A 21,319-nucleotide genomic window follows, 5' to 3' on the forward strand; every position below is an offset into this window, starting at 1 on the left:
TGGGCCGCGGCATGCTGGCCGGCGACCCCGTGTTCGCCGCGGAGGCCGACCGGATCGACACCGTGTTCCGGTCGCTGGCCGGATGGTCGATCCTCGACGAACTGCGCAGGCCCGAAGCCGACTCCCGGGTCACCGACACCGCCGTGGCCCAGCCGGCGAACTTCCTGATCCAGGTCGCGCTCACCGCCGCGCTGCGGGCGCGGGGCATCCACCCGGGCGCGGTGGTCGGGCACAGTGTGGGCGAGGTGTCGGCCGCCTACGTCACCGGGATGCTGTCGCTGCGCGACGCGCTCACCGTCGCCCATCACCGGGCGCGGTTGCAGGCCGGGACGGCCGGGACCGGCGGCATGCTGGCCGTCGGCCTGCCGGAGGCCGAGGCCGCCGCCCTGATCGAGGGCGACCCGCGCCTCGACATCGCCGCCGTCAACAGCCCCGCCGCCGTGACGCTCTCCGGCGCGGTCGAGCGCCTCGCCGAACTCGCCGCCGCCCTCACCGAACGCGGCGTCTTCGCCCGGCAGCTGCACGTCGAGGTGCCCTACCACAGCAGGCTGATGGACCCCATCCTCGACGAGTTGCGTACGGCGCTGGCCGGTCTCGCACCCGGCGCGCCGACGATCCCGCTGTTCTCCACCGTCACCGGCGAGGCGGTCGCCGGCCAGCGGTGGGACGCCGCGTACTGGTGCGACAACGTGCGCAGGCCCGTGCGCTTCGCCGACGCGATCCGCGGGCTCATCGGTGCGGGGCAGCGGGTCTTCCTCGAGGTCGGCCCACACCCCGTGCTGGGCGCCAACATCCGCGAACTCCTCCTCGCCGCGGGGGAGAAGGGGACCACCGTCGCGAGCCTGCACCGCAAACAGACCGACGAGGACAGCGTCCGCCAGCTCGTGGCCGGCCTCTACACCGCGGGCGCGCTCACCTTCGACACCTTCGCCGCCACCGCGGGCCCGGCCGCCGCGCACCTGCCGCTGCCGCGCTACCCGTGGCAGCGCACCCGGCTGCGCGCCGACCTGCCCGAGTTCGCCCAGCAGCGCCACGGCAGCCCCGGCACACCCACCATGCTCGGCGACCCCGACCTGAGCACCGAGCACCGCTGGAGCCTGACCCTCACCGCGGGGGCCCTGCCCTGGCTCGACGACCACGTCGTCGACGGCACGCGCATCCTGCCCGGCTCCGCCTACGTCGACGCCGCGCTGAGTGCCGCGCGGGCGGTCTTCGGCGGCACCGGCGCCGCGGTCGAGAACCTGCGTTTCGTCGCGCCGCTGACCATCGAACCCGGCGACGCCCCCGTCATGGAGGTGCGGGTCGACGCGGGCGCGCGCCGGTGCGCGATCCGCTCCCGGACCGCCACCGGCACCACCTGGACCGTGCACGCGACCGGCCGCCTGGTCGAGGGCGCGTTCACCCCGGCCGCCCCGCGCGTGCCCGACACCGCGACCATGACCGCGATCGACCCGGCCCGCCTCTACGCCGACCTCACGGCCACCGGCGTCGCGCACGGGCCCGCGTTCCGGCTCGTGCGCGCCGCCTGGGCGGACGGGGACACCGTTGTCGCCCACCTCGACGCGGCCGTCGCCCGTGACTCCGGGCACCTGCTGCACCCCTGCGTCCTCGACGCCGCCTGGCAGGTGGTCTCCCTGGGCGACGCGGGCGGCCCCGCGCTCGACGGCGCGGTGATCCCCGTCGGCGCCGACGCGGTCCGCTGCTACGCGCCGCTGCCCGCGGAACCGATCGTCGTGGCCCGGCTGACCGCGCCGCTGCGCGCGGACGTGCACATCCTCGACCGCGACCACCGGCCCGTCGCGCAGATCCTGGGCGCCCGGTTCCGGGCCGTCCCGTTCGGCGGCGGCGTCCTGCGCAGGCTGGAAAGCCTGTACTACGAGGAACGCTGGACCCTGCTGCCCGTCGTGGACCGGAGCGTCCAGGCCGAGGTGACCGACGCGATCACCCTGGTGGTGCCCCTGGCGGGCGCCGACCCGGCCCGCGTCGAGCTGATCGCCGGGTCGACACCCCGCGCGCGGGTGGTCGGGCCCGGCGACGGGCACGCGGGCGACGCCGATCCGGCGCCCGGCGTCGATCCCGCGCTGCTCGCGCACCTGCGCGCCGCGCACCGGGAACCCGGGGTCCGGCGTGTGCACGTGTGCGTGGTCGCCGGGCACGGCGGCGACGTCGTCGCCGACCTGTGGCGGCTGAGCCGGCTGGCCCTGACCGTCGAGCGCCACGCCGAGGAGGTCGACCCGGAACCGTTGCCGCTCACCGGCGACGGCACCATCCACGTCAGCCTCGTCACCGAACGGGCCTTCGTCCACCCCGACGACTCGGCCGTGCCCGATCCGCACCACGCCGCGCTCGCCGGGGCCCGGCGGGTCCTGCTCAACGAACAGCCGCCGCTGCGGTGGCGGCTGATCGACGTCGACCCCGACACCGCCGCCGCCGACCTGCACGCCGAACTGCGGGTGCCGGGCGCGTTCGCGCCGGGCGACACCGACGAGGTCTTCCTGCGCAACGGGCTGCGCTGGTGCACCACCGTCGTGCGGGCCCTGCCGGACCGGCTCGCCGCCCTGGACGAGACCACCCCGCTGACCGACCCCGAGGCCAACTATCGCCTCGACGTCCCCGCCGATCGCGTGCTGTCGCGCCTCGGCTGGCGGCGGGCCGAGCGCCGCGCCCCCGGCCCCGGCGAGGTGGAGGTGCGCATGGCCGCCGTCGGACTCGGCTTCAAGGACCCGCTCAAGATCCTGGGCGTGCTCGGCCCGGACGACCTGGCCGACACCCACTTCGGGACCGCGCCCGGCATGGAGGGGGCGGGCACCGTCGTGCGGGTCGGGCCCGGCGTCGAGGACCTCGCCGTCGGCGACCGGGTCGGTCTGGCCTCGGCGGGCATGATCGAGCGCTACCACGTCGCGAAGGCCGAACTCGTCGGCGCGGTGGCCGATGCCGTCCGCCCCGAGCTGTGCACCTCCACGGTGTCGATGGTGACCGCCGAATACTGCCTGCACGACCTGGCGCGCGTGCGGCCCGGCGAGACCGTGCTGGTCCACGGCGCGGCGGGCGGCGTCGGATCCTGCGCCATCCAGGTGGCGAAACAGGCCGGGGCGCGGGTGATCGGGGCCGCGAGCACCGACGAGCGGCGCGCCTACGTCCTCGAGCAGGGCGCCGACGAGGTCGTTGACTCGCGCTCGCTCGACTTCGTCGCCGCCGTCCTCGCGCTGACCGGCGGGAACGGCGCCGACATCGTCCTCAACACCGCCCCCGGGGAGGTGATCCACCAGAACTTCGCCGCGGCGGCCGAATTCGGGCGGATCGTGGAGATCGGCAAGGCCGACATCTACGGCGGCGGCCTGCTCGAGCTGAAGAACTTCGACAAGAACCTCACCTACCACTCCTTCGATCTCGACCGCATGCTGAAGCGGCGCCGGTCAGAGGTGATCCGGCGGGTTCAGCAGGTCGGCGAGAAACTCGCGAGCGGGGTCTACCGGCCGCTGCCGTACCGGACCTTCGGCGCCGACCGGGTCGGCGCCGCCTTCGAGGACGCCCTGCGCTCGACCGCGACCGGCCGCGTCGCCCTCGACCTCGGGAGCGAGGCGCCCCCGGTCCGTCCGCGCTCGGCCGACATCGCCGTCGACCCGGCCGGGCGGTACCTGATCACCGGCGGCTTCGGCGCCTTCGGCCTGGCGACCGCCCGCCGCCTCGTCGGGCACGGCGCCCGGCACCTGGTCCTCGTCGGACGCGGCGGCGCGCGCGGCGACGCCGCGCGGCGGCAGCTGGCCGCCTGGCGAGCCCAGGGGATCGAGGTGAGCGCCGAACGCGTCGACATCACCGACGCCGCCGCGGTCGCCGCGGTGATCGGCCGCGCGCACAGCGCCGTCCACCCGCTGCGCGCGGTCTTCCACGCCGCGGGTGTCCTGGACGACCAGCGCATCACCACCATGGACCGCGACAGCCTCACCGCGGTGTTCCGGCCCAAACTCGACGGCGCCCGCACCCTGCACGCCGCGGTGTCCGCCGCGGGCATCGCCCTCGACGTGACCGTGCTGTTCTCCTCCGGCAGCGCCATCATGGGCGGCATCGGCCAGTACTCCTACACCGCGGCCAATCTCGCGCTGCAGGCCTTCGCCGACGGGCTGGGCCGGGCGGGCGAGCGCGTGCTGTGCGTCGGGTGGGGCGCGATGGCGGGCGGCGGGATGGTCGACGCGGACGAGAACGTCCAGCGCTACCTGCGAATCGCCGGCTTCGACACCATCGACATGGACGACGGCACCGCCTACCTCGACGCCGCGCTGGGGCTGGGCGTGCGCCAGGCCGCCATCATCCCGGTCGACTGGGGCAAGGTGGTGCTGGCCGCGCCGCAGCTCGCCCACACCGCCCGGGTCGCGGGTCTGATCGCCGAGGCGTCGGCCGACGATTCGGCCGCCGCCCGGTTGCGCGCCGAGATCGGCGCGCTCGAGCCGGGGCAGCGCGCCGGCGTCGTCGGCTACCTGCTCGCCGAACAGCTCGCCGAGGTCATGGGCGTGGCCGCGGACTCGCTCGACCTGAGCGTGCCGCTGCCCGAACTCGGTCTCGACTCGCTCATGGCGGTCGAATTCGGCGCGCTGGTCACGAGGACGCTGGGCGTGGAGATGAACAGCATGCAGCTCGGGCGCTCGTTCAGCCTGGGCCAGGCGGGCGCCCGCATCGCCGACCTGCTCGTCGGGGCCGGTGGGCAGGCGTGAGCGACCACGAGCGCGACATCGCGCGGCGCCTCCTCGCCGGCGGCGCACGCGGTACGGACCGCCCCGCCGGACCCTCCGCCCCGCGCGCGGAGCGGACGGTCCCGGGCGCGCGGCGCGGGCCCGGCAGGCAGTTCGCCGACCACCCGGCGGTCGTCGCCGCGCTGCGCAAGCAGGCCGCCATCCAGGAACTCGTCGACACGACCGGTCTGCCGCATCCGCTGTTCCTGTCGCCCGAGGGGGCCAACGGGGCGGTGATCCGTTCCGGGGGAAGAGAACTGGTCAACTTCAGCTCCTACAACTACCTGGAGCTGGCCCGGCATCCGCGCGTGGTCGCCGCCGCCGACGCCGCCACCGCGCGGTACGGCACCTCGGCGTCGGCCACCCGGATCGTCACCGGCGAGATCCCGCTCTACCGCGAGCTCGAGGCCCGGCTGGCCGGAATGTACGCGGCGGGGGACGCGCTCGTCACCGCGAGCGGATTCCTCACCAACGCCGCCGTCCTCGCGTTCCTGCTCGGCGAGGCCGACGTGGCCGTCTGCGATTCGCTCGCCCACGCCAGCCTCGTCGCGGGCACGCGGTGGGCGGGCTGCCGCCGGGTCACCTTCCGGCACAACGATCCCGACGCGCTCGCCGCGGTCCTCCGCTCGGCGCGCGCCCGGTTCGACCGCGCCCTGGTGATCGTGGAAGGGCACTACAGCATGGACGGCGATCTCGGGCGGATCGCCGAGATCGCCGAGGTCGCGCGCGCCTACGACTGCGCGGTGCTGGTCGACGAGGCACACGCGGTCGGCGTCCTCGGCGCCCGCGGGCTGGGTACCCGCGAGCACTTCGACCTCGCCCCCGGGCTCGTCGACCTGTGGGTGGGCAGCCTGTCCAAGGGACTGGGCAGCACCGGCGGATTCGTCGCGGGCGACGCCGATCTCGTGGCGGCACTGAAGTTCTCGGCGCCCGGTCTCGCGCTCTACACTGCGGGTCCGTCGCCGGCGAACGTGGCCGCGGTGATCGCCGGACTCGGCGTCCTCGCCGCGGAACCCGACCGCCTGTCCCGGCTGTGGGCCAACGCCGCCCACTTCACCCGCACGCTGCGCGCGCACGGCATGGACCTGGGCGCCTCGGAGTCGACGCCGATCGTCCCGGTCCTCGTGCCGGGGGAGATCCGGGCCGGGTTCGCGGCCGCGAGCCTGCTCGACCGCGGCTACAACGCCGGGGCGATCCTGTCGCCGGTGGTCCCCGCGGGCACCGAACGGCTGCGGTTCTTCCTCACCAGCGAGCACACGACCACCCAGCTGACGGATACCGCGGGCGAGCTCGCCGAGGTGCTCGCGCTGGCCGCCCGCCTGCCCGGCCGTACGATCGGCGCGAGCCCGGGCCTGTGAGCCCCGCGGCTGGACAGCGGCACCGGATCGATTACCCTGGAACGAGATCCAGCGGAAGGCCAGACATGCCCCTCGAGTTCCGTCAGCGCAAGTCCTTCGGCCCGCTGAAGTTCAACTTCACCGAGAACGGCCTGTCCTCGTGGAGCATCAAGATCGGTCCCTGGACCTGGAATTCACGCAGCCGCAAGAGCAGCGTCGACCTCCCCGGCCCCCTGAGCTGGCGCCAGCGCTGAGTCCCGCCGCCCCGTAGCATCGCGGGCGTGACCGACAGTACTCTGGCCGCCGCGCTCAACGGGCTCGGCACCGTGCCGTACCCGGGGGAGTGGCCCGCACCGCCGTTCGGCGAACGACGCTGCGGCGACCGCCTTCTCGCGGTGATCGCCGACGATCCGGGGATCAGCGTCCTCGGCGTCGACCGGGCCGACGGCTCGGTGTGGATCCTGCCGGCCGGTGGAGCGGCCGACCTCGTCAACACCGGCGTCGACGCCCTCGTCGCCTGCTCGGTCGTGTACGCGGCCGCCCGCGCCGAGGCCGAGGCGATGGAGAACACCTTCGACGACGACGGCGACCCCGACGACGAGCACGATCGCGGCGAGGAGTTCGCCGACGCGCTGATCGCGCGGTTTCGCGCGGTCGACCCGGCCGCGGTCGCCCACGAGAACACCCTGTGGTCGGTGGCCGCCGAGGAACTGGGGTACGCGATCCCGCTGTGAGCGCGTCGCCGAAAAGCGTGGCGTTCCGGGCGGACGCGCTGGCGTTCGGGTCGCGGTGGACCCGTGGGCGGGAACGTTGCACCGGTCATGACGACAACGACACCGCACCGGGATCCGGGCGCGCCCGCCCCCGCACGCACCGGCCCCGCCCTGCTGGCCATGTTCCTCGGCAGCTTCTCGCTCGTGACCGCCGAGTTCCTGCCGCCCGGCGTGCTCACCGCTCTCGCCGACGACCTGCACGTGCCCGAGGGGGCGGTGGGGTTGTCGGTGAGCGCGACCGCGCTGACCGCCCTGCTCGCCGCGCTCGGCCTCGGGGCGCTGTTCCCGCGGCTGGACCGGCGCACCCTGCTGCTCGTGCTGACCGTGGGCGCGGCCGTGTCCAACCTCGTGGTCGCGGTGGCGCCGAACATCGCGCTGCTGCTGCTCGCCCGGTTGCTGCTCGGGGTGGCGGTCGGCGGCTACTGGTCGATGGCGCTGGTGATCGCCGCGCAGCTGGTGGCCGCCGATCGGCTCGGCAAGGCGATGATGATCGTCAACGCGGGCACCACCGTCGCCACCGTGGCGGGCGTGCCGCTGGGGGTCCTGCTCAGCACCTACGCGGGCTGGCGCACCACCTTCGTCGTGGCCGCCGGGCTCACGCTGGCCGCCGCGGTCGCGGTGTGGGTGAGCCTGCCCCCGATCGCGCCGAGCAAGGGCGTCGGCTTCCCGGCGATGGGCGCGGCGCTGCGCTCGCCGGGTGTGGCGGTCGGCCTGGCGGGGGTGATCGCGGTGATCGGTGGGCACTTCGCCGGCTTCACCTACATCCGGCCCGCGCTGGCCGAACTGCTGGGGGCCGGACCCTCCGCCGTGCCGATCCTGCTGGCGCTCTTCGGCATCGGCGGGCTGATCGGCAACTTCGTGCTCGGCTCGCTCGCCGACCGGAAACTCGGTGTCCTGCTGGTCGCGGTGCCGGTCGCGATCGGGCTGTCGGTGGCGGCGATCATCGTCGCGGCGCCGGTTCCCGCCCTCGGTTACGTCGCCGTGGTGGTGTGGGGCGGCGCGTTCGGCGGCATCCTCAACCTCGTGCAGGTCTGGGTCTCGCGCGTGCTGCCCGACCGGATGGAGGCCGGATCCGGGCTGGTGGTCGGCGGCTTCCAGCTGGCCATCATCCTCGGTTCCGCGGTCGGCGGCCGGGGCGTGGACGGCCTCGGCCTCGCCGCCACCTACGGGGTGGCGGCCGTCGCGGCGATCGCGGGCGGGCTGGTGGTTCGCCTGTCCCTCAGGCGCGCGACGCGGTAGCGGATTCCACCGGAGCCGCCCGGGCCACCCGCCGCCACTCCGACGGCGTGTGGCCCGTGTGCCTGCGGAACGCGCGGCCGAACGCGGTCTCGGAGCGGTAGCCGAGCCGCCGGGCCACCGCGCCCACCGACACCTCGTGGTCGGCCAGGAACAGCTGCGCCCGCTCCACCCGCAACCTGGTGAGGTACCGGCCGGGCGTGGACCCGGTCGCGGCCTGGAATCGCGCCGCGAACCCCGAGCGCGAGGCCAGCGCCACCTGGGCCAGCGCCTCGACGGTCCATTCCCGGCCGGGGTCGGCGTGCATGGCGGCCAGTGCGGCGGCGATCCCCGGCTCGCGCACGCGCAGCAGCCACCGCTTGGGCGCGCACCCCCGCGCGTACCAGGACTCCACCGCCATGGACGCGAGGAGGGTGGCCACCCGATCACCCTGCACGCCCGCGGGGTTCGGGCAGTGCCGGACCAGGTGCTCGAACATGGTCGCGGCCAGGGGGGAGTGGCGGACGAAGTCGGAGAGCAGGACCCGCCGCGGCAGCGTGGCCATGGCCGCGCCGGTTCCGATGGGCGACAGGGCGACCCGCAACACGGTGGCGTCGGAGAGGGCGTTGATCGCGCAGCGGTCGGTGCCCGGCACGAACAGGAAGTCGCCGTCGGCCAGGTCCTCGGCCTCGCCGAGTCCCTCGATCCGGACCAGTCCCCGCAGCACCACCAGCGCGCCGGGTTCGCCCGGCAGCGTCTCCCAGCCGCCCGCCGTCAGCGCGAACTCGGCGCGCCCGGCGAAGCGCCACTGCAGCGCGGCGAGGAGCTGGTCGAGACCGTCGGCGCCCGTATCGATCACCGTCACTGTTGCACCTCCACCGCCCTCGTCGACGCACTCACGGTACCCGCGGGCAGGCGGACCGGCGCGCCCGCCGGGACGCCCGTTGACACCCCCGCGCCATTTGCAATACCGTGGGTATCCGAATACCGACGGTCTTCCTGGCCGTGGTGCCTGTTCCGAGAGGTGCGCACATGACATCGACCCCTGTCCGGGATCCGCGGATCGTCATCATCGGCGCGGGCGTCGCCGGTATCTCGGCGGCGGTCACCTTCCAGCGGGCGGGCTTCACGAACTTCGTCATCGTGGAGAAGGGCGAGGACGTCGGCGGTGTCTGGTACTGGAACCGCTACCCGGGACTGACCTGCGACGTGCCCTCGCAGATCTACCAGTTCTCCTTCGCGCCCAAGCCGGACTGGCGCCGGATCTGGGCCACCGGCCCGGAGATCCAGCGCTACCACCGCGAGGTCGTCGAGCGCTTCGGTCTCGAGCCGCACCTGCGGCTGCGCACCGAGGTCACCGGCGCCGCGTTCGACGGCACCGGCTGGGACGTCACGCTCTCGGACGGGTCGAACCTTCGGGCGGACTTCGTGATCGCCGCCACCGGCGTCCTGCACCACCCGTTCACCCCCGACATCCCCGGCCTGGACACCTTCACCGGCTCGGTGGTGCACACCGCGCGCTGGGACGACACCGTGCGCACCGAGGGCAGGCGCGTCGCGGTCGTCGGCAGCGGCTCGACCGGCGTGCAGATCGTCTCGGCGGTGCAGCCGGCGGCGCAGCGGCTGGTCCAGTTCACCCGTACCCCGCAGTGGGTGCTGTGGGCGCCGATGGGACTGCCGCAGGCCCGCGCGATCGGCGCGCTGCTGGGCGCCGCGCCCGCGCTGCACCACCGCGTCTACGACGGAATGCTCTGGGCCTCGGGCATTCTCGCCGACATCGTGCTGCGACCCACCTGGCGCCGCCGTGCCGTCCAGCGGTACGCGCGCCTGTCGCTGCGCGCCCAGGTCAGGGACCGGGACCTGCGTGAACGGCTCACCCCGGATTACGAACCGCTGTGCAAGCGGCAGGTCGTGTCGGGGACCTACTACAAGGCCATCGCCGCGGACAACGCCGAACTGGTCACCGAGGCCATCACCGAGATCACCCCCACCGGCATCCGCACCGCCGACGGCCGCCACCACGACGTCGACGTGATCGTCTTCGCCACCGGCTTCCATCCCCACAACTACATGCGCCCGATGGACCTGCGCGGCCGCGACGGCGTGCACATCGACGAGGCCTGGGCCGGTGGGCCGCGCGCCTACCGGATGACCGCGATCCCCGGATTCCCCAACCTGTTCACGGTGCTCGGCCCGAACTCGCCCACCGGCTCGATCTCCCTGCAGTACTCCTCGGAACTGACCGCGCGCTACATCACCCGCTGGCTGGAGCGCTTCCGCGACGGGGAGATCGACACCGTCGAGGTCACCGAGGAGGCCACCGATCGCTTCGCGGAGTCGGTGGCGGAGGCGATGGGGCCGACGGTGTGGAACACCGGCTGCAACTCCTGGTACTTCACCGATCAGAAGACGATCGACCTGTGGCCCTTCGACCGCGCGACCATGACCGCCCTGCTGAGCGAGCCCGACGAGCGCGACTTCCACGTCACCGTCGCCGACGCGGCGGTCGGGACGGGTCCCGCCGCGCACTAGGCTGGCCCGGGTCGCGCGTTCCGGCGCGGCCCGAACAGGGAGGCAGTGATGTCCGAGGGACGGGTGCCCAGCCGCTGGGAGGAGATCGTCGCCGCCGATCCCGGCCACTCGGCCCGCTATGTCGAACGGTTCCGCACCCTGGCCGAGCAGGGGCACGACATCGTCGGTGAGGCCCGCATGATCGACGCCATGCTCGCGCGCGGCAGCCGCGTCCTCGACGCGGGTTCGGGCGCGGGCCGGATCGGCGCCCACCTGCACGCCGCCGGGCACACCGTGGTCGGCGTGGACGTCGACGACGCGCTGGTGCGCGCCGCCGCCGAGGACTATCCCGGCCCCACGTGGCTGGTGGGCGACCTCGCCGACCTCGACCTGCCCGCGCGTGGCATCGCCGAGGGCTTCGACGTCGTCGTGTGCGCGGGCAACGTGGTGACCTTCCTCGCGCCGGTGACGCGGCGTGCCGTGCTCGCCGGCTTCGCAGGCCACCTGCGCCCGGGCGGGCGGGTGGTCGTCGGGTTCGGGGCGGACCGCGGCTACGCGTTCGCCGACTTCCTCGACGACGCGCGCGCCGTCGGCCTTGTCGCCGACCTGCTGCTGTCGACCTGGGACCTGCGCCCGTTCACCGACGACGCGGACTTCCTCGTCGCGGTGCTCTCGCCGGCGGGCTAGGCGGGCCGGGCGCCGACGATGCGCAACGCCATCTCGGCGTAGGAGTCGGCGATGTCCTCGGGCGACCAGTCGCCCTCGTCGCGGTACCAGCGCGCGATGTCGATGCCGAGCGAGAGCAGCGCCACCGTGGCCATCCGCGGGTCGGGCGTGTCGAACACACCCTCGGCCACCCCGCGCTCCACCAGGTCGCGCATCGCCTGATCGATGCGGTGGCGGATGTCGCGGATCTCGGCGAGGTGCTCGGGCGAGAGCGATCCGAGCTCGTAGTTCACGATGCGGGCGCCGGTGTGGTCGCGGGCGTGGTGCACGGCGAACTCGTGCACCACCGTGCGCAGCGCGACGGCCGGGTCGGCGGAGGAGGAGATCGCGTCGAGGACCAGGTTCAGGGTCGCCACGTGACCGGCCCGTGAGATCACGTACAGCAGTTCCTCTTTGGACTTGTGGTGCACGTAGACCGCGGCGGGGCTCATGCCCGCCCCGGCCGCGATGTCGCGGGTGGTCGTGCCGTTGAAGCCCTTCTCGGCGAACGCGGCGATCGCCGCCTCGAGCAGGCGCGCGCGGGTCGCGTCGCCCCGGGGTTCGGTCGTCTCGGTCATCTCGCCGCCCATTATCTCGCCGCGGTGGTCCGCTTCCTGTGTCAGGTCGTGTGACCCGGCCGACAGCCGCGTGATGGGTGCCCGCCCCTTGACCTGACGTGTGACCTCCTGCACGATACTTCAAAGCAAGCGCTTAGTCAGCAGGAGGAGATCGAGGGATGTCGAGGGTTTCGGAGAATCGGTTCGCGGGTGAGGTGGCCATCGTGACCGGCGCCAGCCGTGGTATCGGATTCGGTATCGCGCAGCGGCTGGTCGGCGAGGGCGCGCGCGTCGTCGTCACCGCCCGCAACCAGGAGGCCCTGGACGCCGCCGTCGAACAGCTCGGCGGCCCCGAGCACGCCCTGGGTATCGCCGGGCGCGCCGACGACACCGACCACCAGGAGGAGGTGGTCTCCCGCGCGATCGAGGTCTTCGGCGCGGCGGGCCTGCTCGTGAACAACACCGGCATCAACCCGGTCTACGGGCCGCTGATCGAGCTCGACCTCGGCGCGGCCCGCAAGATCGTGGAGGTCAACTGCCTGGCCGCCCTGTCCTGGGCGCAGCGGGTGCACAAGGCGTGGATGGCCGAGCACGGCGGCGCCATCGTCAACGTCTCCTCGGTCGCCGGGGTGCGCCCGGCCCCCGGCATCGGCTTCTACGGCGCCAGCAAGGCGATGCTGACCTACCTCACCCAGGACCTCGCGGTGGAACTCGGCCCGCGCATCCGGGTCAACGCGGTCGCCCCCGCGGTGGTCAAGACGAAGTTCGCCACCGCGCTCTACGAGGGACGCGAGCAGGAGGTCGCCGACACCTACCCGCTCAAGCGCCTCGGCGTGCCCGAGGATATCGGTAGCGCCGTCGCCTTCCTGCTGTCCGCCGACGCCGACTGGATCACCGGTCAGCTGCTGGTCGCGGACGGCGGCGTCACCCTGACCGGCGGCGTCTGACGCGGCCGGACCGCGAAACCCTCGAACCCGACAGACCTGGAGTGATCCCATGACCGAGACCAAGACCGCGATCGTCACCGGAGCCGCCCGTGGCATCGGCGCCGCCGTCGCCCGCCGCCTGGCCGCCGACGGCCTCGCCGTGGCCGTCATCGACCTCGACGAGGCCGCCTGCGCGCCCGTCGTCGAGCAGATCCGGGGCGCGGGCGGCCGCGCCCTCGCCGTCGGCGCCGACGTGGCCGACGAGGCGGCGGTGACCGCCGCGGTCGAGCGGGTGGCCACCGAACTCGGCGCCCCGACCGTCCTGGTCAACAACGCGGGCGTCCTGCGCGACAACCTGCTGTTCAAGATGAGCGCCGACGACTGGGACACGGTCATGAACGTGCACCTGCGCGGCACCTTCCTCATGAGCCGCGCCGCCCAGAAGTACATGACCGCCGCCGGATTCGGCCGCATCGTGAACCTGTCGAGCACCTCGGCGCTCGGCAACCGCGGCCAGGCCAACTACTCCGCGGCCAAGGCGGGCCTGCAGGGCTTCACCAAGACCCTCGCGCTGGAACTGGGCAAGTTCGGCGTGACCGTGAACGCCATCGCCCCCGGGTTCATCGAGACCGAGATGACCGCCGCCACCGCCGCGCGCGTCGGCGCCTCCTTCGAGGACTTCAAGGCCGCCGCGGCCGCGCAGATCCCGGTCGCGCGCACCGGCGTGCCCGACGACATCGCCCACGCCGCCTCGTTCTTCGTCAGCGAGGGCGCCGGTTTCGTCTCCGGTCAGGTGCTCTACGTGGCGGGTGGTCCCACCGTATGACCCGCGCCCTGCCCGGTCTCGATCTCGACCGGTTCGGCCCCTGGCTACGCGAGACGGTGCCCGGCGCCGGCGAGGTGACCGAGGCCCGCCTGATCGCCGGAGGCAAGTCGAACCTGACCTACGAGGTGAGCGACGGCACCGGCCGCTGGATCGTGCGGCGCCCGCCGCTGGGCCACGTGCTGGCCACCGCGCACGACATGACCCGGGAGTTCCGCGTCATGTCGGCGCTGGCGCCCACCCCGGTCCCCGTCCCGGTCATGCACGCGCTGTGCGAGGACACCGAGATCCTCGGCGCGCCGTTCTACGTCATGGAACATGTCGAGGGCGTGCCCTACCGCTCGGCCGCCGAGCTGGCCGCGCTGGGACCCGTACGCACGACAGCGATCTCGGAGGGGCTGGTCGACACCCTGGCCGACCTGCACGCCGTCGACCCCGCCTCGGTCGGGCTCGCCGGCTTCGGCAGGCCCGAGGGCTTCCTGGCCCGCCAGGTCGGCCGCTGGAAGAAGCAGCTCGACGCCTCGGCCACCCGCGAGCTGCCCGCGGCCGAGGAACTCCACGCACGCCTCGCCGCCGACGTCCCACCGGAGTCGGCCGCGGGCATCGTGCACGGCGACTACCGCCTCGACAACGTCCTCGTCGACGCGAACGACCGGCCCGCCGCCGTGATCGACTGGGAGATGGCCACTCTCGGTGACCCGCTCACCGACCTCGCGCTCATGCTGATCTACGGCAGGCTCGCCGGCCGCGACGCGGTGTCGGGGCTCGTCGCCGACGCGACCGCCGCGCCGGGCTTCCTGACCGAGGACGAGATCATCGCCCGTTACACCGCGCGCAGCGCACGGGACATGTCCCGCTTCGGTTTCCATCTCGGGCTCGCCGCGTTCAAGCTGGCCGCGATCCTCGAGGGCATCCACTACCGCCACCTGCGCGGGCAGACGGTGGGCGCGGGCTTCGACGGCATCGGCGACGCCGTACACCCGCTGCTCGCCACCGGACTCGACGCTGTGAAGGAGCACCACTGATGGACTTCGCCTACGACGCGCGCACCGAGGAGCTGCGCGCCGAGCTGCTGGATTTCATGGACGGCCACGTGTATCCGGCCGAACCGGTCTTCCACGAGCAGCTGCGCGGCCTCGAGAATCCCTGGGCGTGGGACTCGGCGCCGGTGATGACCGAACTGCGCGCCGAGGCCCGCCGCCGCGGCCTGTGGAACCTCTTCCTGCCCGGCGAGCACGGCGCCGGGCTGACCAACCTGCAGTACGCGCCGCTGGCCGAGATCACCGGCCGCAGCGCCCAGCTCGCGCCCGCGGCGCTCAACTGCGCGGCCCCCGACACAGGCAACATGGAGGTGCTGGCCCTCTTCGGTGACGACGCGCAGAAGAAGCAGTGGCTGGAACCGCTGCTGGACGGGCGCATCCGGTCCGCCTTCGCCATGACCGAGCCCGACGTGGCCTCCTCCGACGCCACCAACATCGCCACCCGGATCGAGCGCGACGGCGACGAGTACGTGCTCAACGGCCGCAAGTGGTGGATCACCGGCGCGATGAACCCCAACGCGCGCATCTTCATCGTCATGGGCAAGACCGACCCATCGGCGAGCAGGCACAAGCAGCAGTCGATGATCCTGGTGCCCCGCGACACCCCCGGTCTGGAGATCCGGCGCGGCATGGAGGTCTTCGGCTACGACGACCGCGACCACGGCGGCCACGCCGAGATGTCGTTCACCGACGTCCGGGTGCCCGCGAGCAACCTGATCGGCGGCGAGGGCTACGGTTTCGCCATCGCGCAGGCCCGGCTCGGGCCCGGCCGCATCCATCACTGCATGCGGTCGATCGGCGTGGCCGAGCGGGCCGTCGAGCTGATGTGCGCGCGGGCCGACGAGCGGGTCGCGTTCGGCCGTCCGCTGGCCGACCAGGGCGTGGTCCGGGACTGGATCGCCGAATCGCGGGTGCGGCTCGAGCAGCTGCGGCTGCTCGTGCTCAAGACCGCGTGGCTGATGGACACCGTCGGGAACAAGGGCGCCCACACCGAGATCCAGGCGATCAAGATCGCCACCCCGGCCACGGTGGAGTGGATCCTCGACAAGGCCATCCAGGTGCACGGCGCCGCCGGGCTGTCCCAGGACTTCCCCCTGGCCGCCGCCCAGGCGGGCATCCGGACCCTGCGCTTCGCCGACGGCCCCGACGAGGTGCACAAGAACGCGCTGGCCAAGAGCGAGCTGGCGCGGCAGCGGACGGCGCGATGACCGGCACGGACTCGCTGATCCTGTCCCGGCGCGACCTGGACTTCCTGCTCTACGACTGGCTCGATGTCACCGCGCTGACCGCGCGGCCCCGCTACGCCGATCACGACCGGGGCACCTTCGACGCCGTCCTCGAGCTGAGCGAGGCGATCGCGACCCGGCACTTCGCCACGCACAACAAGAAGAGCGACGCGCAGGAGCCGACCTTCGACGGCGAGAAGGTGCACATCATCCCCGAGGTCGGGGCGGCGCTGAAGGTGTTCGCGGAGGCCGGGCTGATCGGCGCGGCCATGGACTACGAGATCGGCGGCATGCAGCTGCCCGCCGTGGTCGCGGGCGCGTGCACGGCGTGGTTCCAGGCGGCGAACGTCGGCACCGCCGCCTACCCCTTCCTGACCGTCGGCAACGCGAACCTGCTGCGGGCCCACGGCAGCGCGGAGCAGGTGGAGACCTTCGTACGGCCGATGGTGGAGGGCCGATTCTTCGGGACCATGTGCCTGTCGGAGCCGCAGGCCGGGTCGTCGCTGGCCGACATCACCACCCGCGCGGTGCCCCAGGACGACGGCACCTACCGGATCACCGGGACCAAGATGTGGATCTCGGGCGGTGAGCACGAGCTCAGCGAGAACATCGTGCACCTGGTGCTGGCCAAGATCCCCGGCGGTCCCGCCGGGGTGAAGGGGATCTCGCTGTTCATCGTGCCCAAGTTCCTGGTCGAGGACGACGGCGCCCTGGGCGAGCGCAACGATGTGGTGCTGGTCGGGCTCAATCACAAGATGGGCTACCGCGGTACGACCAACACGTTGCTCAACTTCGGCGAGGGCCGCTACACCCCGGGCGGGGCGGCGGGGGCGGTCGGCTACCTGGTCGGGGAGGCCAACCACGGCCTGTCCTACATGTTCCACATGATGAACGAGGCGCGGATCGGGGTGGGGCAGGGCGCGACCGCGCTGGGGTACACCGGCTATCTACACGCGCTCGACTACGCCCGGTCGCGGCCGCAGGGGCGCGCGGCGGGGTCGAAGGATCCGGCCTCACCCCAGGTGCCGATCATCGAGCACGCCGACGTGCGGCGGATGCTGCTGGCGCAGAAGAGCTATGCCGAGGGCGCGCTCGCGCTGAACCTGTACTGCAGCCGCCTGCTGGACGAGGAACGCACCGCCGAGCGGGAGGCGGACCGGGCCGAAGCGCGCCTGCTGCTGGACGTCCTGACCCCGATCGCCAAGAGCTGGCCGTCGCAGTGGTGCCTGGCCGCCAACGACCTCGCCATCCAGGTGCACGGCGGCTACGGCTACACCCGCGAGTACAACGTGGAGCAGTTCTACCGCGACAACCGGCTCAACCCGATCCACGAGGGCACCCACGGCATCCAGGCGCTCGACCTGCTGGGCCGCAAGGTGATCATGCGGGACAGCGCCGGCCTGGCCCTGCTGCTCGCGACCATCGCGGCCACCACGGCGAAGGCCGCCGCGGTCGGTGGTGAGGCGGCCGAGCTGGCCGCGCGGCTCGAGGGGGCCGCGGGTTGCGTCGCCACGACGACCGCCACCGTGTGGTCCACCGGTGACCCCGCGATCGCGCTGGCCAACGCCGCCACCTACCTGGAGGCGGTCGGGCACGTCGTGCTGGCCTGGATCTGGCTCGAGCAGTACCTCGCCGTCGGTGACCGGAGCGAGCCCTTCCACGAGGGCAAGCGGCAGGCGGCGCGCTACTTCTTCCGCGTCGAACTCCCGCGCACCGGGCCACAGTTCGACCTGCTGGACAGCCTGGACGTGACCGCCCGCGACTGCCGGGCGGACTGGTTCTGACCCGCCGGACCGCCGCGCGCCACCCGGCCCGCGGCGGTCCACCCCTATTCCGGAAGTCGTAGGCCGGGCGGCCCGATGTCGGTCCCGGGGCCGACGCTGCGGGCCGCCCCGCGCTCTAGGGTGAGCCCATGCTGGACGAACGCCTGGTGCGCTGGTGGACGCGCCATCCCGTCCGGGCCGACGCCGCGGTGACGCTCGTGCTGCTCGCGCTGTGCGCGGGCGCGGGGCTGCTGGTCGGCGCGGACCCGGACTCCTACGCGTTCTCGGTGGCGCTGCTCGCGCCGCTGGCCGTGCGGCGGCGGTGGCCCACGGCCTGCGCGGCCATCGTCGCCGCGGTGGCCCTGACCCAGTGGCTGACCGTGCGCGACACCACCGGGGCGCTGCCCGCCGACATCGCGGTGCCGCTGGCGATCCACGCCCTCGCCGCCCACGGCACCCGGCGGGCCAGCCACGCCGGCCTGGCCGCCGGGCTCGGCGGGGCCGTCCTCGGCGGCATCAGCTGGCCGCAGCTGCCGCTGCCCGCGCTCGCGCACGTGCTGGTCGGGGTGTCGCTGGCGGGGATCGTCAGCGCGGCCTGGCTCGCGGGCTCGTGGCAGCGGGCGCGCCGCCACGAGATCACGGCGCTGACCCGGCACGCGGCGCTGCGCGAGCAGCAACAGCGCGAGCACACCCGCCTCGCCGTGCTCGAGGAACGCACCCGCATCGCCCGCGACCTGCACGACATCCTCGCCCACTCCCTGGCCGTGGTCATCGCCCAGGCCGACGGCGGCCGCTACGCCGCGCGGGCCGAACCCGGCCGCGCGGTCGAGGCCCTGTCCGCCATCGGCGACCAGGCCCGCGCCGCCCTGGCCGACACCCGCCGCGCCATCGGCGTCCTGCGCGAGGACCCGGGGACCGGGCCCGACGCGGCGCCCGCCCCCGGTATCGCCGACCTACCCGCGCTCGCCGCGGACCTGCGCGGTGCGGGCCTGCCGGTGACCCTGGCCGTCGACCTGCCCGGCCCGCCGCTGGATTCCGGCGTCGGCCTGCTCGTCTACCGCATCGTGCAGGAAGGTCTGACCAACGTGGTCAAACACGCGGGAACCGGTGCGGCCGCGCGGGTCTCGGTCCGCGCCGACGGACCGCGGTTGCGCGTCGAGGTCGCCGACGACGGCACGGCCGGGCCGAGCGGGACCCGCCCCGGCTACGGGCTGATCGGCATGCGCGAACGGGTCGGCGCCTACGGCGGCAGCGTCGACCTGCGCCACCGGCCCGGCGGCGGGCACCGGCTGGCCGCGGTGATCCCGCTCGGGCAGCCGTGATCACCGTCCTCCTCGTCGAGGACCAGGAGCTGGTGCGCGCCGGGTTCCGCATGGTCGTCGACTCGCAACCCGACCTGCGGGTCGTCGGCGAGGCGGGCGACGGCGCCGCCGGCGTGGCGGCGGCGGCGCGACTCGGCCCGGACGTGGTCGTCATGGACATCCGTATGCCCGGACTCGACGGCATCGAGGCGACCCGCCGGATCCTGGCGGCACCGGACCCGCCCCGCGTGCTGGTCCTGACGACCTACGATCTCGACGACTACGCGGTGGCCGCGGTGCGCGCCGGGGCCGCCGGTTTCCTGCTCAAGGACGCCCCCGCCGAGCGGTTCCTGGCCGCCGTGCGCTCGGTGCACGCCGGCGAGGCGGTCCTCGCCCCGTCCACCACCCGCCGGCTGCTGCACCGGCTGGCCCCGGCCGCCGATCCCGCGGCCCGGGCGCTGGTGGCCGCCCTGACCGACCGCGAACGGCAGGTGCTGCGGGTGATGGCCGCGGGCGCCTCCAACGCCGAGATCGCGCTCGCGCTCGGCGTGGGCGCGGGCACGGTGAAGACCCATGTGCGCCACATCCTCACCAAGCTGTCCGCGCGGGACCGGGTGCGCGCGGTCATCGTCGCCCACGAGGCCGGGCTCGCCGGCCCGGGCTAGCGGTCCTCGCGCGCGCAGGCGCGCTCGGTCGCGGGCAGCGTGCCGTCGACGAGGTAGGCGGTCACGGCGGCGTCCACGCACGCCGAGCGATCGAACAGGTACACGCCGTGCCGGAACGCCCCCGGCAGCGTCACGGTGCGCGCGGCGGGCATCGCCGCCGCCAGCGCGCGCCGGCCCGCCGCGGGCGCCACCGGATCGCCGTCGGCCCCGACCAGCAGCGCGGGCGTGTCGTTACCGATCACCGTGGCGGGCTCGGCCGGGCGGACCGGCCAGGCCACGCAGGGGCCGGGACGGCGCGCCAGCGCGCCGAACAGCGGCTCGGCGGCGCGATGCGCCGCGATGTCGGCGGCGTGGTCGGCGGCCGAGCGGGCGGTGCGGTCCGCGCACTGATTGGCGACCGTCGCGCTGAAACCGAACTCGGGCGCCACCTCGGTGTCCGCGTAGAGGGCCAGCTTGGCCGCGAGCACCGGCGGCGGTGCGACCGGCACGCCGAGGGACGCGTCGACGAGGGCCCGGACCTGGGCGGCGAAGGCCGCATAGGCCTCGTCGGAATCGTCCACGGTGAGCAGCAGCCCGGGCACGAGATCGGCGGTCAGGGCGACCCCGGCCAGGGTGGGCGGGGCGGCGGCCACCCGCGCGATCAGATCGTCGATGCCGCCGAGGACGGCCTCCGGTGACGCGCCGAGGCCCAGTTCCGCGTCGCGCCCGGCGGCCCAGCGGGCCCAGTCCGCGAGCGCCGCGGCGTCGGCGGCCGCGGTGTCGCGGGTGAGGTCGGGCCCGGCGGCGCGCGGGTCGAGGGGACTGTCGAGGACCATCCGGTCCACGTGCTCGCCGAACAGCTGGGCGTAGACGGCGCCGACATAGGTGCCCCAGGACCAGCCGAGGTAGGACAGCGACGCCTCGCCGAGCAGCGTGCGCAGCACGTCCAGGTCGCGCGCGACGTCGCGGGTGGAGGCGTGCGGCAGCAGGTGCCGCCAGGGGGCGCAGCGCCCGGCGAGGGCGGCGGCCGCGGCGGCCGCCCGGTCGACACCGGCGGCGTCGACCGGCGCCGACTGGGCCAGGCCGAGGTATTCCCCTGTCGGCCAGCCGCATTCGAGGGGCGAGCTGGCGCCGAAGAAGCGCGGATCCATCCCGACCAGGTCGTAGCGGGCGGCCAGGTCCGGGTCGGCGGGGTGCCCGCCCTCGGGGCCGTCGACCAGCAGGGCGACGCCGTCGCGGGACGGTCCGGGGCCGCCGGTCTGCACGACCAGGGTGCCGAGCCTGCGGGCGGGGTCGGTCGCGGGCCGCCGGGCGACCGCGACGGTGAGCGTCGCGCCCGCCGGGTCCGCGTAGTCCAGCGGGACCCGGAACTCGCCGCAACGGGCGCCGACCGCGTCGAGGCGGGCGCCGACGGGGTCGTCCGCGCCCGCGGCGCAGTCGTGCCAGGCGATGCGCTGATCCCGCAGGCCTGCGGGGAGTTCCGTGGGTCGCGCTCCGGTGGGCGCGCACGCAGGCACCGTGGCGCCGCACAGCACGGCCAGGGCGATCGATGCGGCGGAAGATCTGAGGAAAGTCACAGGTAGACGGTATTTTTCGGGAGCGTGTGCGTCGTCTGCCCCCGGAACGAGATCCGGGCGGGTCCGCATCCTCCGCGCGGGGGAGGCCGGGTGCCCGTGAGCGGTAGACCCGGGTACCCGGCGCGGCGAAAAGGGTTTGACGTCGCGCCGGACCTCGGCGAGGGTCGGGTACCGTCCCGGCTTCCCGGGCCCGC

Annotated in this window: 17 protein-coding genes; 14 read left to right on the forward strand and 3 right to left on the reverse strand. The window is 74.1% G+C overall.

Annotated features, from left to right (window positions below):
• The 5 genes from ON36_RS13385 to ON36_RS13400 form a co-directional block, all read left to right on the forward strand.
• A partial coding sequence (locus ON36_RS13385) for an SDR family NAD(P)-dependent oxidoreductase (protein WP_043652160.1) occupies nt 1-4,709 on the forward strand: 4,709 nt, incomplete at its 5' end.
• Nucleotides 4,706-6,085: an aminotransferase class I/II-fold pyridoxal phosphate-dependent enzyme gene (locus tag ON36_RS13390; RefSeq protein ID WP_043652163.1), complete on the forward strand. Its 1,380-nt coding sequence runs from the start codon at nt 4,706-4,708 to the stop codon at nt 6,083-6,085. The genes ON36_RS13385 and ON36_RS13390, both read left to right, overlap by 4 nt.
• Before the next feature lie 65 nt (nt 6,086-6,150).
• Nucleotides 6,151-6,318 (forward strand): DUF4236 domain-containing protein, encoded by a 168-nt coding sequence (locus ON36_RS33500; RefSeq protein ID WP_083885113.1) that lies wholly within the window; start codon nt 6,151-6,153, stop codon nt 6,316-6,318.
• Nucleotides 6,319-6,345: 27 nt separating this feature from the next.
• Nucleotides 6,346-6,798, forward strand: a complete 453-nt coding sequence (locus tag ON36_RS13395) for an SUKH-4 family immunity protein (RefSeq protein ID WP_043652165.1) — start codon at nt 6,346-6,348, stop codon at nt 6,796-6,798.
• Between the two features lie 87 nt (nt 6,799-6,885).
• Nucleotides 6,886-8,076 carry an MFS transporter gene (locus ON36_RS13400; protein ID WP_043652168.1) on the forward strand — a complete coding sequence of 397 codons (1,191 nt, stop codon included), beginning with the start codon at nt 6,886-6,888 and terminating at the stop codon, nt 8,074-8,076.
• Here ON36_RS13400 and ON36_RS13405 read toward each other — a convergent pair.
• Nucleotides 8,057-8,917 carry a helix-turn-helix transcriptional regulator gene (locus ON36_RS13405; protein ID WP_043652171.1) on the reverse strand — a complete coding sequence of 287 codons (861 nt, stop codon included), beginning with the start codon at nt 8,915-8,917 and terminating at the stop codon, nt 8,057-8,059. The genes ON36_RS13400 and ON36_RS13405 overlap by 20 nt on opposite strands.
• Nucleotides 8,918-9,084: 167 nt before the next feature.
• Between ON36_RS13405 and ON36_RS13410 the strand changes: the two genes are divergently transcribed.
• Nucleotides 9,085-10,584 (forward strand): flavin-containing monooxygenase, encoded by a 1,500-nt coding sequence (locus ON36_RS13410; protein ID WP_043652173.1) that lies wholly within the window; start codon nt 9,085-9,087, stop codon nt 10,582-10,584.
• A gap of 48 nt (nt 10,585-10,632) precedes the next feature.
• Complete coding sequence (locus ON36_RS13415) at nt 10,633-11,250, forward strand: class I SAM-dependent methyltransferase (RefSeq protein ID WP_043652175.1); 618 nt, start codon at nt 10,633-10,635, stop codon at nt 11,248-11,250.
• On the opposite strand, the gene ON36_RS13420 is transcribed toward ON36_RS13415, so the two are convergent.
• Complete coding sequence (locus ON36_RS13420) at nt 11,247-11,846, reverse strand: TetR/AcrR family transcriptional regulator (protein WP_043652551.1); 600 nt, start codon at nt 11,844-11,846, stop codon at nt 11,247-11,249. The genes ON36_RS13415 and ON36_RS13420 overlap by 4 nt on opposite strands.
• Before the next feature lie 158 nt (nt 11,847-12,004).
• Between ON36_RS13420 and ON36_RS13425 the strand changes: the two genes are divergently transcribed.
• From ON36_RS13425 to ON36_RS13455, 7 genes are all read left to right on the forward strand, one after another.
• Entirely contained in the window at nt 12,005-12,772 is a 768-nt protein-coding gene (locus ON36_RS13425; protein WP_043652178.1) for an SDR family oxidoreductase, read from the forward strand.
• A 49-nt stretch (nt 12,773-12,821) separates the two neighbouring features.
• A complete protein-coding gene (fabG, locus tag ON36_RS13430; protein ID WP_043652181.1) occupies nt 12,822-13,577 on the forward strand; it encodes a 3-oxoacyl-ACP reductase FabG in 756 nt (251 codons plus the stop codon).
• On the forward strand, nt 13,574-14,599 hold the full coding sequence (locus ON36_RS13435) for a phosphotransferase family protein (protein ID WP_043652184.1): 1,026 nt from the start codon (nt 13,574-13,576) through the stop codon (nt 14,597-14,599). Before fabG ends, ON36_RS13435 begins: the two co-directional genes overlap by 4 nt.
• Nucleotides 14,599-15,822 (forward strand): acyl-CoA dehydrogenase family protein, encoded by a 1,224-nt coding sequence (locus tag ON36_RS13440; protein WP_043652187.1) that lies wholly within the window; start codon nt 14,599-14,601, stop codon nt 15,820-15,822. The genes ON36_RS13435 and ON36_RS13440 overlap by 1 nt, the downstream gene beginning before the upstream one ends.
• Nucleotides 15,819-17,624: an acyl-CoA dehydrogenase gene (locus ON36_RS13445; RefSeq protein ID WP_043652189.1), complete on the forward strand. Its 1,806-nt coding sequence runs from the start codon at nt 15,819-15,821 to the stop codon at nt 17,622-17,624. The genes ON36_RS13440 and ON36_RS13445 overlap by 4 nt, the downstream gene beginning before the upstream one ends.
• 128 nt (nt 17,625-17,752) lie before the next feature.
• The gene (locus tag ON36_RS36605) at nt 17,753-18,925 is read left to right on the forward strand and encodes a sensor histidine kinase (RefSeq protein ID WP_043652191.1); all 1,173 of its coding nucleotides are present in this window, start codon (nt 17,753-17,755) and stop codon (nt 18,923-18,925) included.
• Nucleotides 18,922-19,569, forward strand: coding sequence for a response regulator (locus ON36_RS13455; protein WP_043652192.1), 648 nt, complete (start codon nt 18,922-18,924; stop codon nt 19,567-19,569). Before ON36_RS36605 ends, ON36_RS13455 begins: the two co-directional genes overlap by 4 nt.
• Here ON36_RS13455 and ON36_RS13460 read toward each other — a convergent pair.
• The gene (locus tag ON36_RS13460; RefSeq protein ID WP_043652195.1) at nt 19,566-21,125 is read right to left on the reverse strand and encodes an alpha/beta fold hydrolase; all 1,560 of its coding nucleotides are present in this window, start codon (nt 21,123-21,125) and stop codon (nt 19,566-19,568) included. The two genes, ON36_RS13455 and ON36_RS13460, sit on opposite strands and share 4 nt — an antisense overlap.
• Nucleotides 21,126-21,319 lie beyond the last annotated feature (194 nt).

This window comes from Nocardia thailandica NBRC 100428, assembly GCF_000308795.1.
GTDB classification, from domain to species: Bacteria; Actinomycetota; Actinomycetes; order Mycobacteriales; family Mycobacteriaceae; genus Nocardia; species Nocardia thailandica.

Coding starts and splice junctions, on each gene's coding strand:
- ON36_RS36605 (WP_043652191.1), top strand. CDS start 17,753: ATGCTGGACGAACGCCTGGTGCGCTGGTGGACGCGCCATCCCGTCCGG.
- ON36_RS13410 (WP_043652173.1), top strand. CDS start 9,085: ATGACATCGACCCCTGTCCGGGATCCGCGGATCGTCATCATCGGCGCG.
- ON36_RS13415 (WP_043652175.1), top strand. CDS start 10,633: ATGTCCGAGGGACGGGTGCCCAGCCGCTGGGAGGAGATCGTCGCCGCC.
- fabG (WP_043652181.1), top strand. CDS start 12,822: ATGACCGAGACCAAGACCGCGATCGTCACCGGAGCCGCCCGTGGCATC.
- ON36_RS13425 (WP_043652178.1), top strand. CDS start 12,005: ATGTCGAGGGTTTCGGAGAATCGGTTCGCGGGTGAGGTGGCCATCGTG.
- ON36_RS33500 (WP_083885113.1), top strand. CDS start 6,151: ATGCCCCTCGAGTTCCGTCAGCGCAAGTCCTTCGGCCCGCTGAAGTTC.
- ON36_RS13440 (WP_043652187.1), top strand. CDS start 14,599: ATGGACTTCGCCTACGACGCGCGCACCGAGGAGCTGCGCGCCGAGCTG.
- ON36_RS13445 (WP_043652189.1), top strand. CDS start 15,819: ATGACCGGCACGGACTCGCTGATCCTGTCCCGGCGCGACCTGGACTTC.
- ON36_RS13435 (WP_043652184.1), top strand. CDS start 13,574: ATGACCCGCGCCCTGCCCGGTCTCGATCTCGACCGGTTCGGCCCCTGG.
- ON36_RS13400 (WP_043652168.1), top strand. CDS start 6,886: ATGACGACAACGACACCGCACCGGGATCCGGGCGCGCCCGCCCCCGCA.
- ON36_RS13420 (WP_043652551.1), bottom strand. CDS start 11,846: ATGACCGAGACGACCGAACCCCGGGGCGACGCGACCCGCGCGCGCCTG.